The organism is Pseudidiomarina sp. PP-1MA, from assembly GCF_041200125.1.
GTDB lineage: Bacteria > Pseudomonadota > Gammaproteobacteria > Enterobacterales > Alteromonadaceae > Pseudidiomarina > Pseudidiomarina fusca.
Genome location: NZ_CP165718.1, coordinates 1,426,776 through 1,440,734, shown reverse-complemented (window position 1 = coordinate 1,440,734; position 13,959 = coordinate 1,426,776). Strand labels below are relative to the sequence as shown.

At 46.3% G+C, this 13,959-nt stretch carries 14 protein-coding genes; 7 read left to right on the top strand and 7 right to left on the bottom strand.

What is annotated here, in order from left to right; genetic code table 11:
• Window positions 1–77: 77 nt before the first annotated feature.
• The 7 genes from putP to pspF are packed head-to-tail and all read right to left on the bottom strand — an operon-like array spanning window position 78 to window position 8,043.
• Complete coding sequence (gene putP / locus AB8S08_RS06895; RefSeq protein WP_369742295.1) at window positions 78–1,604, bottom strand: sodium/proline symporter PutP; 1,527 nt, start codon at window positions 1,602–1,604, stop codon at window positions 78–80.
• A gap of 4 nt (window positions 1,605–1,608) precedes the next feature.
• On the bottom strand, window positions 1,609–2,409 hold the full coding sequence (locus tag AB8S08_RS06890; RefSeq protein WP_110075162.1) for an ATP-binding cassette domain-containing protein: 801 nt from the start codon (window positions 2,407–2,409) through the stop codon (window positions 1,609–1,611).
• The gene (locus AB8S08_RS06885; protein WP_110075161.1) at window positions 2,402–3,400 is read right to left on the bottom strand and encodes an oligopeptide/dipeptide ABC transporter ATP-binding protein; all 999 of its coding nucleotides are present in this window, start codon (window positions 3,398–3,400) and stop codon (window positions 2,402–2,404) included. Before AB8S08_RS06885 ends, AB8S08_RS06890 begins: the two co-directional genes overlap by 8 nt.
• On the bottom strand, window positions 3,397–4,293 hold the full coding sequence (locus AB8S08_RS06880; protein ID WP_369742294.1) for an ABC transporter permease subunit: 897 nt from the start codon (window positions 4,291–4,293) through the stop codon (window positions 3,397–3,399). Before AB8S08_RS06880 ends, AB8S08_RS06885 begins: the two co-directional genes overlap by 4 nt.
• Window positions 4,280–5,311, bottom strand: a complete 1,032-nt coding sequence (locus AB8S08_RS06875) for an ABC transporter permease subunit (RefSeq protein ID WP_369742293.1) — start codon at window positions 5,309–5,311, stop codon at window positions 4,280–4,282. Before AB8S08_RS06875 ends, AB8S08_RS06880 begins: the two co-directional genes overlap by 14 nt.
• Entirely contained in the window at window positions 5,298–6,932 is a 1,635-nt protein-coding gene (locus AB8S08_RS06870) for an ABC transporter substrate-binding protein (protein WP_369742292.1), read from the bottom strand. The genes AB8S08_RS06875 and AB8S08_RS06870 overlap by 14 nt, the downstream gene beginning before the upstream one ends.
• A 7-nt stretch (window positions 6,933–6,939) precedes the next feature.
• Window positions 6,940–8,043 (bottom strand): phage shock protein operon transcriptional activator, encoded by a 1,104-nt coding sequence (gene pspF / locus AB8S08_RS06865; protein WP_369742291.1) that lies wholly within the window; start codon window positions 8,041–8,043, stop codon window positions 6,940–6,942.
• A 242-nt stretch (window positions 8,044–8,285) separates the two neighbouring features.
• Between pspF and pspA the strand changes: the two genes are divergently transcribed.
• The 7 genes from pspA to tyrR all read left to right on the top strand — a co-directional run bounded on the left by pspA (window position 8,286) and on the right by tyrR (window position 13,954).
• Window positions 8,286–8,957: a phage shock protein PspA gene (gene pspA, locus AB8S08_RS06860; RefSeq protein ID WP_110075157.1), complete on the top strand. Its 672-nt coding sequence runs from the start codon at window positions 8,286–8,288 to the stop codon at window positions 8,955–8,957.
• A 96-nt stretch (window positions 8,958–9,053) separates the two neighbouring features.
• Window positions 9,054–9,290: an envelope stress response membrane protein PspB gene (gene pspB, locus AB8S08_RS06855; protein ID WP_110075156.1), complete on the top strand. Its 237-nt coding sequence runs from the start codon at window positions 9,054–9,056 to the stop codon at window positions 9,288–9,290.
• The gene (gene pspC / locus AB8S08_RS06850) at window positions 9,287–9,673 is read left to right on the top strand and encodes an envelope stress response membrane protein PspC (protein WP_369742290.1); all 387 of its coding nucleotides are present in this window, start codon (window positions 9,287–9,289) and stop codon (window positions 9,671–9,673) included. Before pspB ends, pspC begins: the two co-directional genes overlap by 4 nt.
• Window positions 9,674–9,776: 103 nt before the next feature.
• Window positions 9,777–10,994 (top strand): methionine gamma-lyase, encoded by a 1,218-nt coding sequence (gene megL / locus AB8S08_RS06845; RefSeq protein ID WP_369742289.1) that lies wholly within the window; start codon window positions 9,777–9,779, stop codon window positions 10,992–10,994.
• A complete protein-coding gene (gene phhA, locus AB8S08_RS06840; RefSeq protein WP_153825689.1) occupies window positions 10,987–11,790 on the top strand; it encodes a phenylalanine 4-monooxygenase in 804 nt (267 codons plus the stop codon). Before megL ends, phhA begins: the two co-directional genes overlap by 8 nt.
• A 45-nt stretch (window positions 11,791–11,835) precedes the next feature.
• Window positions 11,836–12,177: a 4a-hydroxytetrahydrobiopterin dehydratase gene (locus tag AB8S08_RS06835; protein ID WP_369742288.1), complete on the top strand. Its 342-nt coding sequence runs from the start codon at window positions 11,836–11,838 to the stop codon at window positions 12,175–12,177.
• A gap of 217 nt (window positions 12,178–12,394) precedes the next feature.
• The gene (gene tyrR / locus AB8S08_RS06830) at window positions 12,395–13,954 is read left to right on the top strand and encodes a transcriptional regulator TyrR (protein WP_369744190.1); all 1,560 of its coding nucleotides are present in this window, start codon (window positions 12,395–12,397) and stop codon (window positions 13,952–13,954) included.
• Window positions 13,955–13,959: the final 5 nt, after the last annotated feature.

Here is a 13,959-nt window from a genome sequence, read left to right as displayed (position 1 = left end):
CGGTTCAAGTTTTTGAGCAGATATGAAAAAGCCAGCGTTTTAACGCTGGCTTTTTAGATTTGGAACCTTAGGTTCTATTATTTGTGTTCAGTAATGACGGCTTCCATTTTAGCGAAGGTTTGCTGTAAATCAGCACTTGGCTCAGCTGTCATTGAGCTAACAATCCATACCGCTAACGAGCTTAGGATAAAGCCAGGGATAATTTCGTAAACAAGGCTACTAAGCGTTGCTCCGTCAGCTAATACCGGTGCGTAAATCCAGAATAAGACAGTACCAGCACCCACCAGCATGCCGGCTAGGGCACCATGACGATTCATTCTGCGCCAGAACAAGCTCATAATAATGACTGGACCAAAGGCCGCGCCAAATCCTGCCCAAGCGTTAGCAACGAGACCTAGAATGGTATTTTCAGGATCCCATGCTAGCGCAATAGCCACCAATGAGACTAACAACACCGAAATACGGCCTACGGTTACTAGTTCTTTGTCACTGGCATCGCGGCGTAAGAAAGCTTTGTAAAAGTCTTCTGTAAGCGAGCTTGAGGTAACCAGCAGTTGCGATGAAATGGTACTCATAATAGCTGCAAGAATTGCAGCCAATAAGAAACCCGAAATTAATGGATGGAACAAGAATTGCGAGAAGATAATAAATATAGTCTCAGCGTCATTAAGTACCATTTTAGTTTCAGTAACATAGGCAATACCTACAAAGCCGGTAACCATAGCACCAACGATGGAAACAAACATCCAGCTGATACCAATTCGGCGTGCGGTAGGAATATCCTTCACTGAGCGGATCGCCATAAAACGGACGATGATGTGGGGTTGACCAAAATAGCCCAAGCCCCATGCTAGCAATGAGATGATACCCAGCCAGCTGAGCTGATTCACCAACGGGTCTTTTGCGGCATCTTTAAATAGTTCAAGGTAGTCAGGATTCATCGATTCGACGGTGTGAGTTACAGCGGTCATACCACCTAAATCGAAGATTGCCACGATTGGCACCAGTACCAAGGCGACAAACATGATGCACCCTTGCACAAAGTCAGTCATGGAAACCGCTAAAAACCCACCGAACAGGGTGTAGGCACAAACCACGCCGGCTGTTACCCATAAGCCTAAACTGTAGTCCAAGCCAAATGCGGCACTGGCAAAAAGTTTACCGCCGGCAACTAAGCTAGCCGAGGTATATAAGGTAAAGAAAACAATGATGACAATCGAAGAAAACACCCGTAAAAAGCGCTTACGGTCGTCAAAGCGATTGGCAAAGTAGTCCGGAATAGTGATGGAGTCGTTAGCAACTTCAGTGTAAGTGCGCAATCGCGGTGCCACGACGATGTAGTTTAAGTAGGCACCAATAAGTAAGCCTACGGCAATCCATAGTTGCGATACCCCAGACACATAGATAGCGCCTGGCAAACCCATCAGCATCCAGCCACTCATGTCTGAAGCACCAGCAGATAAAGCTGTTACTCCTGGGCCTAAACTGCGCCCCCCCAACATGTAGCCGGAAACATCGGCCGTCGACTTTTTATAGGCATAAACACCTATGCCCAACATAACGATGAAGTAGAGCGCTAGAGATATTAGCGTACCTGTTTCCAAAGTCTTACTCCTGTGTTGTTGTGTGTTTAAGCGCTTTGTTTAATAGTTCTGACTGCAACAGCATACGCGTTAGCTGATGTTGCGGATTATGGATAAGCGCTTCTGTCGTTCCAAACTCAATCATTTTACCACGATGCATTATTAAGATCTTGTCTGCAACATGTTTCACGATCTCCGGCGAATGAGAGACGAAAATGAATGAAATACCCATGTCTTCTTGAAGATCTAGGATAAGGTTAATGATTTGAGCTCTAATCGATGGGTCCAGTGCTACGAAGGCTTCATCAGCCACAATGATCTGTGGTTCGAGAATTATTGCTCGGGCAATGCACACCCGCTGTTGCTGCCCCGTGGATAGCATGTGCGGATAAAAATGATAATGATCGGGCAATAAGCCGACTTTGCTTAAGGTTTGTAGCACGTGTTCGGTTTGTTGTGCGAGGTTCCAATTGGTGTTGAATTTAAGTGCTTCTGAAAGCTGCTTACCTATGGTTAACTGCGGATTTAACGAGCGCATCGAATCTTGAAAAATCATTCGAATATCGCGGCAGCGCTGGCGGTAGTTATGGGGATCAAGACGTTTGCCGTGCAGCCAAATTTCGCCATTAGAGGGCACGTCCGCACCAGCAATCAGTTTTGCGATCGTCGATTTGCCAGAGCCTGTTTCTCCCATAATAGCAAGCGTTTCGCCTTTGTTGAGGCTAAAACTAATAGGCTCAAGAGCACAAATCCTGCGACCTGGTAGCCACCCTTGCTTTTGCTGGTAATACTTACAAATAGCATGTACCTCAAGCAATTTAGTCATCGCGATTGCCCTCAATTAACGGAAAGTGGCAGGCGTATTGATGTTGTCTACTTTTTTCTAAGCGTGGCTGATGAATACAAGCTTTACGAGCATACGGACAACGCGGGCCTAGGCGACAACCGATCGGCATGTGTTGTAAGGTTGGGATGGCGCCCGAAAGCGTTGGTAACCGTGTCTTTGCTGCGGAGGTTTGGTTGTAAAGACTCATCTCAAGCATAGCTCGAGTATAAGGATGATAGGGTTCAGTCATCAATTTTTCTGTTGGTCCTGTCTCCATCAACTGCCCGCAGTAGACTAAACTCATACGCTTACTTTCTGGAATAATCGAGGTTAAATCTTGAGTTATCATAAGAATCGACATGCCTTGTGAACTCAATTTGGCTAGCAAGCGATAAATTTGATTGCGAGTACCTGGCTCCATTGCGGTTGTGGGCTCGTCCGCAATAAGTAATTTAGGATTGTAGGCGATAGCCATGGCAATACTCACTTTTTGAGCGATGCCGTCGGATAATTCAAAGGGATAGCTGTTCATCACCGCGGCGTGATCCTTGATACCAACGCGATGCAGTAAGCGTTCTGCGCGTACGGTGCGGGAAGCTTTGCGGCGCAAATAGATACCTTTTAGCTCGCTGGCGGGGATGGTTTCACGCAGTTGGTCACCCACCTTACTGTTGGGATCTAAATAACTGCTGGGATTTTGGAAAATCATCGCCATGTCTCGCCCAGTTACTAGCCGGCGCAGGCTAGGACTTAACGCCAGCAGATCGTAATGACGCCACCAAAGACGGTCAGCGGTAATTTTCCAGCGCGGATTAATAAACCCCATAACGGCTTTAGCCAAGAGACTTTTACCAGAACCAGATTCGCCTACAAGGGTATGAATTTCGCCTTCAGCAACTTGCAGGCTAAATTTATCCAGCACTTTAACCAAGCCGGAGCTGGTCTGTAACTCAATGGTTAAGTTGCGAATATCAAGTAACGTTTGGCTCATGAATTACGTATCCGTTCTTGAATGGCGGCTCGCACACTATCTCCTAGCACATTGATAGAGAGCACGGTTAAAAACAAGGCCAAGCCGGGCAATACCATGGTCCAAGGCGATAAATAAACTTGATCTAAGCTACGTGCCAGCATGGTACCCCATTCTGGCGCCGGTGCCTGCACGCCAAGTCCCAAAAAGCCTAAGGCCGCAATATCTAGTATAGCGGTAGAGAGTGCAAAGGTGATTTGCATCACCACCACCGAGGTAATATTCGGAAAAATCACTCGAGTAAGCAGGTACCAGCGTGTGCAGCCATTGAGTTTTGACGCAACCACGTACTCTTTATTGCGCTCTTCATAAAAGGCATTGTGCACGCTATGAATAAATTGCGGAATCAACACTAAGGTGATAGCTATCATAACGTTATGTAGAGCAGGGCCTAGAATGGCAATAATCACTAGCGCTAACAGTAATGATGGAATGGATAGCAAGACATCTAATAAATGATTGAGGGTAGAAGATTGTACACCTTGGCTCATGCCTGCCCAAGCACCGATACTGATGCCAATCACTGCTGCCAACAAGGTAGCTAACATGGGATAACCAAGGCTGTAAACAGAACCATGCAGCACTCGGGAAAGTAAATCTCGACCTAAGTCGTCGGTGCCAAACAGAAATCTAATCTGTCCCTCGACGTGCCAAGCAGGAGGTTGCAGCACATGATCTGAAAATTGAGTTTCAGAACTGAATGGACTGATTAGCGGCGACAGCACCATCAGCACCATAATGCCGGCAATAATATAAAAAGCTACCATCGCAAAAGGATTAGCGGTGATGTGGAGCCATAATTGCCGCAGAGGGCTGGGCTCACGGTGTTGATAGTAAATACTAGTGTTCGGCATGTTGTTCTTTCCTTACCTGCGGATACCGCCATGCATGCAATAGCTCAACCAGCACATTAACTAGCAGAATTAAGCTTGCTAACACTAAAATACCAGCCTGCATAACCGGGTAATCGCGCTCATAAATGCTTTTGACTAACCAGCTGCCGAGGCCCGGCCAATTAAAAATAACTTCAGTAATGATGATGTTTGTCATTAACACACTAAATTGCAGGCCCAATTGGCGTACTACCGGTTGCAAGGCATTAGGAATAATGTGTCGGAATAAAATACGGCTATCAGCTAAACCACGAGCTCGTGCTGCTTTAATATAATTTTGTTGTAACACGTCGAGCATAGCATTGCGCATAATGCGAATGAGCATAGTCATCGGCATTAACGACAACACTAGAACCGGCAACCATAAGTGGGCTAGGGCATCAATAAATGCTGCTTGGCGGTATGACATATCACTGCGCCAAATATCCCAAAGAATCGAGCCGCTCTGTAATTCAATATTAAAAAGTGGATTAATTTGTCCTGAGATGGGACTCCAGCCCAGCTTAACAGCAAACAATAGAATAAAGAGTTGCGCTAACCAAAAGACCGGAATGGAATAAGTACTCAAACTCAATCCCATAATCACGCGATCTAGAGGTCCTCGTTGCTGTAATGCTGCATATATGCCGAGTGGCAAGCCTAGTAATAATGCCAGCGCCATGGCTAATAAACCAAGCTCAAGGGTTGCGCCAAACAGCGGTTGTAACTGAGCAAAAACGTCTGTTTGACTGGCTAGGGAGTTGCCCCATTGCCCGGCCAAAAGATGGTCAATAAACCCCATATATTGCTGCAAAATACCGCCATCAAAACCACGTGCGTCAACCGCTTGCTGGTAGGCATAGCTGTTCTGATCACGGATTCCGGTCATGTTGGTAAGGGGATCACCAGGAAACCAATAATTCAGTGCAAACACAAATAGGCTTAACAGCCACAGCGTAATGATAAAAAGAATGAGTCGGCGTAAACTATAACGGAGCATCGGTTAGCCTCCGTGCCTTGCGAAAACTTAGGCCGCCATACGGGGGTAACTCAACTCCTTGAATATCAGCGCGATGAGCCTGAAACCGTAATGAATTGGCAATGGGCACCAGCGGGGCTTGTTGCATGACGTAATTTTCGATTTGTTGGTAGAGTTGTTTACGTTGCTGCGGTTCCGTCTCAGTGATGGCCTCGACCAAGAGTTGATCAAATTCTGGATCGCACCACTGGGTCCGATTGTTACCACTGCGGGTTGCCGCACAACTCAAGATGGGGCGGAAAAAGTTATCCGGGTCGGCATTGTCAGCCACCCAGCCAATCAAAACGCTATCATGCTCTCCGCGAGCCAGCCGTTGCCGAAAGGTATTCCATTCGTAACTTACAATATCTGCCCGTACACCAATACGAGCTAAATCTGCTTGCATAAGTTCGCTCATACGCTGTGCATTAGGGTTGTAAGCACGTTGTACCGGCATCGCCCAAATATTCATGCTAAATCCGTTGGGGTAGCCCGCTTGTTGTAGTAGTTCAATGGCTTTAGCTGGATCGTAAGGATAGGCTTGAGGTTCAGCGCTATAAGCCCAAGAAGTCTCTGGTAGCATGCCACTGGCAAGCCGGGCTTTACCGCCGTATATGTTCTGGATAATGGCAGGACGATTAATCGCATGAGCTAAGGCTTGACGCACCAAAGGATTATCAAAGGGGGGGCGTTTGGTATTAAAGGCCCAAAACGACAAACTTGGGTTCACTGCGCTAGCTACTTCAATTTCAGCTTGCGTATCAAGCTGAGCTAATTCGTCAATCAGTGGATAAGGAATGACGTCGCATTCGCCGGTAAGGAGTTTCAACATCCGCTTATTGGCGTTGGGAGTAATCACATACACTAACTGAGTGATATGCGGCTGCGAGCGCCAATAGTCGGGATGGTTACGATAGCGAATCACAAAATCTTTACGAAATTCATCAAACACAAAGGGACCGGTGCCGATAGGAAGCCTATCGATATCGCTTGGTGTTCCTTGAGCGAGCAGCTGAGCACCGTATTCGGCTGCTAAGATCACGTTAAAATCAGTAGCTAAGTTGGCTAAAAATGAACTATCCGCTTGGTTCAACCAGAAATCAACGGTGTGATCATCGACGCGTTCTACTCGTTCAATTAAGCGCATTAAACCGCTCGAGCGAAAGAAGGGGTACCGACCTCCGCCAACGTTATGATAAGGATGTTGTTCGTTGAGCCAACGGTTGAAACTAAAAAGTACATCATCAGCGTTAAACGGACGACTGGGCTGGAACCATGCAGTTTGATGAAAAGCTACCTGCTGTCTGAGCTTAAAACGATACCTGGTACCTTGGTCGAAGGCTTGCCATTGGGTTGCTAACGCGGGAATAAATTGCTGTTGCTCAGCGTCATAATCAATCAGCCGATCGTAGAGTTGCGCCGAGGTTGCATCAACGGTGGTGCCGGAAGTACCTAACTGTGGATTAAAGCTCTCTGGATTACCCTCAGAACAATACACCAAGCCCTCACTTAACGGGGCCGGTAGTTGGTTATTGTCACTACATGCGCTTAAGATAAAAACGCTAGTAACTGCGGTAAGCAAACATACCGGTTTAAGAAACACGCTAACCTCAACTTTCTAGTAGTTGGTACTTTTTTAAGTAGCCACGTAATTGATGATAGGTTAAACCGAGTAATTCTGCGGTTTTCTTTTGATTAAATTGCGATTGCTGTAGCGCATGCTGCAATAGACTGACCTCAAAGTCAGCACTAACTTGTTTAAAATCGATGTTGCCGCAGTTAAAGTCGGGCAGGTTAGAGCCGGACATGTCTTTACTGCTAGGCGGCTCGGCGGTAGTGTCTGCAACATGATCAGCGCTTGCTGGTGGTTGCTGATCCGTTGCTGATGGCGTCGCACCGTGACCCATTCGATGGGCGGCAGCTTGCGGTCGATAAGGGCTGGCAAAGGGATCAATAATGATCTGCTGCACCGGAACTTGGCCGCTGCCGAGCCGATATACCGAGCGCTCCACCACATTCTTAAGTTCACGCACATTACCAGGCCAATGGTAATCGAGTAGCGTTCTGCGAGCTTGTTCAGTAAACCCACTGAACAACTCATAACCCAACTCGCGCGCCATTTGAATGGCAAAATGTTCAGCTAGCTGCAAAATATCTTCACGTCGCTCACGCAGCGGTGGCAGGGTAATCACGTCAAAAGCTAAGCGGTCGAGTAGGTCGGCGCGAAACTTACCTTGTGCAGCCAATATTGGCAAATCTTCATTAGTGGCAGCGATGAGCCGAACATCAACGCGCACTGTTTTACTGCCGCCAACCCGTTCAAATTCTCCATATTCAATCACCCGAAGTAACTTTTCTTGCACTAACGTGGAGGTGTTGGCCAACTCATCAAGGAATAGGCTACCCCCATCGGCGCGTTCAAAGCGGCCTTCGTGGCGCTTTTGTGCACCCGTAAAGGCGCCTACTTCGTGTCCGAATAATTCACTTTCGAGCAGACTTTCACTCAGCGCGGCACAATTAAGCTTGATGTAGTTTTGTTGCCAGCGTTTGGAGAGGTAATGCAGTCGCGCTGCTATTAGTTCTTTACCGGTACCGCGCTCACCGATGATGAGTACGGGCTTATCCAACGGTGCAACTTGCGATACATGTTCTAATACAGCAAGAAAACTATTGGCTTGGCCGAGTAAATTATCGGCATCGCGAAACCGGCTCATATCAGGCACCACTCATTATTGTTGTTATTGGTGAAATTCACTAATTATTAGTCTATTTGATAAATGCTGCAGGTCAAATTTAATTGGTGTCAGAATAATTTATCGTAATTATTCAATATGTTACTTGAAATCTAAAAAGTTGGCACGGTATCTGCATTACTTTTTACTGAGTAGACAAACTGACAATCCCACACTGATTTAACTAGTGATGAGTATTTTCGACAATTAATGAGGAATTAACAATGGGTATCTTTTCACGTTTTACAGATATCGTAAATTCAAACTTAAACGCATTATTGGATAAAGCTGAAGATCCAGAAAAAATGGTGCGTTTGATCATTCAAGAAATGGAAGACACCTTAGTTGAGGTGCGTTCAACTTCGGCCCGCTTAATTGCGGAAAAGAAAGACAGCGAGCGACAGTTGGCGCGTGTTCAAAATGAAGTCAACGAGTGGCAAAACAAAGCTGAATTGGCGTTAAGCAAAGATCGTGAAGATTTGGCTCGATTAGCGCTAACCGAGAAGCAAAAGGCCAGTGCTGAGGCGGCAAATTTGCAAGGCGATGTGAATCGTGTTGAAGAACACTTGCAACGCCTGAGCGAAGAAGTTGGCCAACTGCAAGAAAAACTAGCCGATGCCAAAGCTCGGCAGAAAACCATTATCATGCGGCAACGAGCGGCGAGCAGTCGCTTGGAAGTAAAAAAACGTATTGATAGCGGTAAAATCGATGATGCAATGCTACGCTTTGAGCGCTATGAAAGTAAGATCGATGACCTAGAATCGCAAGTTGAAGCTTATGATTTAGGTAAGAAAACGCTTCGTGATGAGTTTGCTCAATTAGAAGCAGATGACAAAATCACTGATGAGCTAGAAGCCCTAAAAGCAAAAGTAAAAGAACAAAAATCAGCGGACTAAGAGAGCCCGTTGATGCCTTTAGCTGGGCCGGGCTGGTGCGACAATAACGCATCTAACGGTTCAGCTTATTAACCAAATAAAACGAGATAAGACACAATGGATTTATTAGCTTCTTTAATTTCTGCGCCAATTATTATTTTTATGGTGATAGTGGCGCCTTTGTGGATCATCATGCACTATCGCAGCCAGCGTAAATTGAACGAAGGCCTATCGCAGCAGGAATTACTGCAATTGCAAGAGTTGGCCCATCAGGCCGAGCGTATGCAAGAGCGTATTAAAACGCTTGAAGCTATTCTTGATGCCGAGGCACCTCAATGGAGAAACCGAGTATGAGTGACCTAAGCAAACGGGGACCCTTAGCGCGCAGCAAAAAGGACGCCAAAATCTCGGGCGTTTGCGCAGGTATTGCCGAGTACTTCAATATTGAAGTTTGGTTGGTGCGATTGGTTGCAGCTTCTTTCCTTATTTTCAGTGGTACGTTAGCGGTTATCGTCTATTTTGTGGCCTATTTTATTATGGACGAGAAAAAAGCGGACGATAAAGCGGGCCATACTGTTGAAATAAAAACTAAGGTTTGGCAAGGAGGACAACCTCCGCAGCGAGCTTTTCATGAAATCGCGAAAGAGTTTAATGAACTTGAGCAAAGCCTGCAGCGGCTAGAAGGCTATGTCACCTCAAATGCTTACAAAATCGACCGCGAATTAAAGCAGCTGTAAGTTTTTCGTTACGCCTGAGTTTGATCCACATCAAAGTTCAGGATTGCCATAAGGCAGCCTCGCATGCACTCTTGTGGGCAACAACAAGAGGATGTTCTGCTTTATGTGCACCAATAATAAACACAAGCACTGGCAGCCAGCGACGGTCACTATCCATGGTGGTAAAGCCAAGGATGAACACGGTGCGCTGGTCAGCCCTTTATATCAAACAGCGACTTTTGCATTTGCCAATACTGCGCAGGGGTCAGCACGCTTTGCTGGTGAAGAGCCAGGTTATATTTACAGCCGGTTAGGCAATCCAACCATTACCGAACTAGAACAGCGAGTGGCAGCGCTAGAGGACTATCCTGCTGCCGCGGCAACAGCAACGGGAATGGGGGCAGTATCAGCGGCGATGCTGGCGTTTTTGCAACAGGGCGATCATGTGCTGGTGTCAGATGCTATCTACGGCTGCAGTTTTGCCTTGTTCTCGCATCTGTTTACCCGCTTCGGTATCGAGGTGAGCTTTGTCGACATGGCTGATTTAGCGCAGACGGCTGCAGCCATGCAAACGAACACCAAATTGGTCTTTCTCGAGTCGCCGGTTAATCCTCATCTGAAAGTGATTGATATTGCAGCGGTGGCAGCGATTGCCCATGCTGGTGACGCTAAGTTAGTGGTCGACAATACTTTTATGACTCCGTTACTACAGCAACCACGTCGACAAGGTGCTGATTTAGTCTTACATAGCGCCACTAAGTATTTGAATGGCCATGGCGATGTCGTGGCGGGCATCGTTTGTGGTAGTGCTGAAGATATTGAATTAATCAAACTAACCACCTTAAAAGATATGGGCGCGACCATGAGTCCGCACGATGCTTGGTTAATTTTGCGTGGTTTAAAAACCTTAGATGTGCGGATGCAACGTCACTGCGAAAATGCACAGCAGGTTGCTGAGTATCTGCGCGATCATGCTCAAGTGCGTGAGGTTTACTACCCTGGATTTGCTGATCATCCAGCTCAGCAATTGATGGGAACACAAATGCATGGTGCCGGTGCGGTGATCGCATTTGAATTATGCGGTGATATCAACACGGCACGACAATTTTTAGATAGCTTACAGCTGATTACAATTGCGGTGAGTTTAGGTGATGCAGAAACCCTCATTCAGCATCCCGCCTCAATGACCCACTCGCCCTATACACCAGAGGCAAGAGCGGCCGCCGGTATCACCGATACCTTAGTGCGGATATCCGTTGGATTAGAAGCTGTTAGCGATATTTTGTCTGACCTAGAGCAGGCGTTCACACAGTTAACTACAGGGGAGCACCAACATGGGTAAAACCAGTCAGTACGTGTCGCGCCAACCTGATGAGCACGGCATCATTGCTTGGAGCGATGAAGATAATGCGGTTTGGCATGATTTGGTTAAACGCCAATTAGAGATCATTCCAGGCAAAGCTTGCGATGAATTCATGCATGGTCTTGATTTATTGCAGTTGCCGCAAGATCGGATCCCACAATTGCACGAAATAAACCAAGTTTTAGAGGCAACAACCGGCTGGCAGGTTGCACAAGTACCAGCATTGATTCCTTTCGATGAGTTTTTTCGGTTATTAGCCAATAAACAGTTTCCGGTAGCCACTTTTATTCGTACCCGCGAAGAGTTCGACTACTTACAAGAGCCTGATATCTTTCACGAGATTTTTGGACATTGTCCGCTGTTAACAAATCCAGCGTTTGCTCACTTTACCCATCAGTACGGAAAACTTGGCCTTCATGCTAGCCCCAAAGAGCGGGTTTATTTAGCAAGGCTCTATTGGTTTACGGTAGAGTTTGGATTGCTTAATACCGCTGATGGCTTGCGTATTTATGGCGGTGGCATTTTATCGTCACCAGGTGAAACCGAATATGCCTTATACAGTGACCAACCAGAGCGTAAGCCTTTGGCACCGCTAGATGCGTTACGAACACCGTATCGTATTGATATCATGCAACCTATTTACTACACCTTAGAATCCACTCAACAGCTGTTTGATATTGCGCAGTTAGATATCATGGCATTGGTGCAAGAAGCGATGGAGCTTGGTTTGTTTGAGCCTAAATTTCCGCCTAAACCAAAAACTGAAGTGGCCTAAGTTGTTTTAAGAATTATTTTATTAATACAGTGAATTGAGGAAGTTATGTCTGATTTACACCAGCAAAAATGTGAAGCCTGTAACGCCAATGCACCTAAAGTTAGCGATGCAGAGTTAGCCGAATTAATGCGTGCAATTCCTGATTGGACACCGGTAGTTCGAGATGGCGTGATGCAATTAGAGCGGCAGTTTAAGTTTAAGAACTTCAAACTGGCGTTAGCCTTTACCAATCGGGTTGCTGATATTGCCGAAGCAGAGTTTCATCACCCAACCTTAATTACCGAATGGGGTAAAGTAACCGTGATATGGTGGACTCATGCTATTCAAGGCTTACACAAAAACGACTTTATTATGGCTGCCCGTACCGATACGGTCTTAGCCGAGTAAACCAGCCCAGCAGTCTTATTGTTGCGGCAGTACGCTAGATAAAAAGCTTGGTACTTATAGGGTACCAAGCTTTTTTTGTGTATACTTTGCTTTACATTTGCTCTAACGGTCGGCTTGCCACTATCGGGTTGCTGATCCTAGATCCACTGCGCATGAGTACATGCATCAATTGCAGTGACATTATCGCAACAACCATTACTACAACAGCGGGTAAATGATGCGGCTAGAAATTACGTGTGATGATCGCCTGGGTATTGCACAAGATGTGTTAGAAATTCTGCGCAATTATGAGATTGACTTGCGTGGGATTGAGGTAGATCCGAAAGGTAAGATCTTTCTAAACTTTCCGGAATTAGAGTTTAAAGATTTTCAGCATCTGATGCCTGAAATAAGGCGCATCGCTAATGTGAAAGATGTTAAAACGGTCGCTTTTATGCCCTCTGAGCGCGAACATTATGAATTCAAGCTGTTACTGAATATGCTGCCTGATCCTATTTTGTCACTCGATAGTCGTGGCGATATTGATATTGCGAATGACGCCGCGCAGCGTATTTTGGGTGATAGTGGTAAGACGCTGTTAGGAAGTAATATTAGTCATTGGATCAGCGGTTTTAACTTGCTGCGTTGGCTAGAGAAGCAACCGCAACAAGCCACGGTGCAGCAAATTAGTGTCAGTGGTGCAAAATATTTTGCCGATTTATTACCTATCTGGATCAGCGACGAGCAAGCCAAACAAAACTTTGCTGGCGCTGTGATGACCTGCAAACCACAGCCACTTGCCGAGCAATGGCAGCGTAATGTATCAGCGGACGCATTTAGTCAGCTGTTAGGCGAACACAGCAGTATGAAACGACTGATTAAAGAAGCGTCTCGGATGGCTGAATTAAATGTACCTTTGCTGATCCAAGGCGAAACTGGAGTGGGCAAAGAGTTGTTGGCTCGTGCCTGTCATCAGGCCAGTAAACGTGCTGAGCAACCCTTCTTGGCGATTAATTGTGCCGCGTTACCTGACAATGTCGCTGAAAGCGAACTCTTTGGTCACGGCAAGGGAAGCTTGGGGCCTTATACCGAAGCTAAAAAGGGTATTTTCGAGCAAGCCAACGGCGGTACTGTGCTGCTAGATGCAGTAAGTGAAATGTCCAATGGGCTGCAGGCTAAACTGTTACGCTTTATCCAAGATGGACGCTTTCGTCGAATTGGTGAAGAACAAGAAGTGACCGTAGATGTACGGATAATTTGTTCAGCCCAAGATGACTTGCTAGAGCAAGTAGAAAACGGTCGTTTTCGTGAAGACTTGTTTTATCGCCTTAATGTTTTGTCGTTGCACGTGCCCCCGTTACGAGAACGTAAAACAGATATTCCGTTATTAGCTGACCATTTTACCGTACAAGCATGTCAACGTTTGGGGCGGAGTTTGATTATGGTAAGCCGAGCGGCCCGGGAGCGACTACAACACTATGCATGGCCGGGTAATGTGCGCCAATTAGAGAATGTGCTGTTTCGTTCGATCTCTATGGCCGAGGGTGACAGCCTTGATGCTGATGATTTGCAATTGCCGAGTACCAGTAACTTGGCTGATGCGGTCACGGTAGATTTAGAAGAAGGTAGTTTAGATGAAGCGGTGAAAAAATTTGAAAGTACGATTTTGCGCCGACTTTATCCAAGCTATCCCAGTACTCGTCAATTAGCCAAAAAAGTAGGTCTTTCACATACGGCGGTAGCGAATAAATTACGCGAATACGGGATCGGAAAAAACCGTAAAAAGAAACCGTTGTAAACAAA

What these genes read in the sequence shown, in the direction of transcription:
- AB8S08_RS06890 (WP_110075162.1), bottom strand. Translation starts at nt 2,409, where the DNA reads ATGACTAAATTGCTTGAGGTACATGCTATTTGTAAGTATTACCAGCAA.
- AB8S08_RS06885 (WP_110075161.1), bottom strand. Translation starts at nt 3,400, where the DNA reads ATGAGCCAAACGTTACTTGATATTCGCAACTTAACCATTGAGTTACAG.
- AB8S08_RS06880 (WP_369742294.1), bottom strand. Translation starts at nt 4,293, where the DNA reads ATGCCGAACACTAGTATTTACTATCAACACCGTGAGCCCAGCCCTCTG.
- AB8S08_RS06875 (WP_369742293.1), bottom strand. Translation starts at nt 5,311, where the DNA reads ATGCTCCGTTATAGTTTACGCCGACTCATTCTTTTTATCATTACGCTG.
- pspF (WP_369742291.1), bottom strand. Translation starts at nt 8,043, where the DNA reads ATGAGCCGGTTTCGCGATGCCGATAATTTACTCGGCCAAGCCAATAGT.
- pspA (WP_110075157.1), top strand. Translation starts at nt 8,286, where the DNA reads ATGGGTATCTTTTCACGTTTTACAGATATCGTAAATTCAAACTTAAAC.
- pspB (WP_110075156.1), top strand. Translation starts at nt 9,054, where the DNA reads ATGGATTTATTAGCTTCTTTAATTTCTGCGCCAATTATTATTTTTATG.
- pspC (WP_369742290.1), top strand. Translation starts at nt 9,287, where the DNA reads ATGAGTGACCTAAGCAAACGGGGACCCTTAGCGCGCAGCAAAAAGGAC.
- megL (WP_369742289.1), top strand. Translation starts at nt 9,777, where the DNA reads ATGTGCACCAATAATAAACACAAGCACTGGCAGCCAGCGACGGTCACT.
- phhA (WP_153825689.1), top strand. Translation starts at nt 10,987, where the DNA reads ATGGGTAAAACCAGTCAGTACGTGTCGCGCCAACCTGATGAGCACGGC.
- AB8S08_RS06835 (WP_369742288.1), top strand. Translation starts at nt 11,836, where the DNA reads ATGTCTGATTTACACCAGCAAAAATGTGAAGCCTGTAACGCCAATGCA.
- tyrR (WP_369744190.1), top strand. Translation starts at nt 12,395, where the DNA reads ATGCGGCTAGAAATTACGTGTGATGATCGCCTGGGTATTGCACAAGAT.